The organism is Kocuria sp. CPCC 205263 (assembly GCF_040981075.1).
Taxonomy (GTDB): Bacteria; Actinomycetota; Actinomycetes; order Actinomycetales; family Micrococcaceae; genus Kocuria; species Kocuria rosea.
Map to the genome: position 1 here is coordinate 1 of NZ_JAVKPV010000050.1, position 683 is coordinate 683.

The 683-nt window shown below is 70.9% G+C and carries 1 protein-coding gene; it reads right to left on the reverse strand.

Annotation, left to right across the window (positions count from 1 at the left end; all coding sequences use genetic code 11):
- On the reverse strand, positions 1-657 hold a 657-nt coding region (locus tag RF647_RS19065; RefSeq protein ID WP_368813105.1), incomplete at its 3' end, for a DNA-binding response regulator.
- Positions 658-683 lie beyond the last annotated feature (26 nt).

Consider the following 683-nt stretch of genomic DNA (forward strand, 5'->3'; position numbering starts at 1 on the left):
GAAGCTGTAGCCCACGTTACGCACCGTGGTGATCAGGTGCTCGTGGTCGGCGCCCAGCTTGGCGCGCAGGCGCCGCACGTGCACGTCCACGGTGCGCGTGCCGCCGTAGTAGTCGTAGCCCCAGACCTCGCTGAGCAGCTGGGCGCGGGTGAAGACCCGCCCCGAGTGCTGGGCGAGGTACTTCAGCAGCTCGAACTCCTTGTAGGTCAGGTTCAGGGGCTGGCCGTTGACGTGCGCGGAGTACGCGGCGTCGTCGATGACCACGGAGCCCGCGCGGATGCGGGTGTCGTCCTCGGGGACCTCGGCCGTGCGGGAGGAGGCCAGGCGCAGCCGGGCCTCGACCTCCGCGGGGCCGGCGGTGTCGAGCACGACGTCGTCGACCATCCAGTTCGCGGCCACCGCCGCCATCCCGCCCTCGGTGAGGACCATCAGCAGCGGCGCCGCCAGGCCCTTGGCCGTGAGCAGCTGCGCGAGGTTGCGCGCGGTGATCAGGTCGGTGCGCCCGTCCAGCAGGACCACGTCCGGGGACCGGCCGTCGAGGCTGCCGGACACAGTCCGCGTCGGGGCGACCGAGACCTTGTGGTTGAGCAGGTCGAGGGCCGGGAGCACCGATGCCGAAGGTCCGTCCGCGTCGGTCAGCATCAGGATCTGGAACACTCGTGCTTCTCCACTCTGGCGTACGG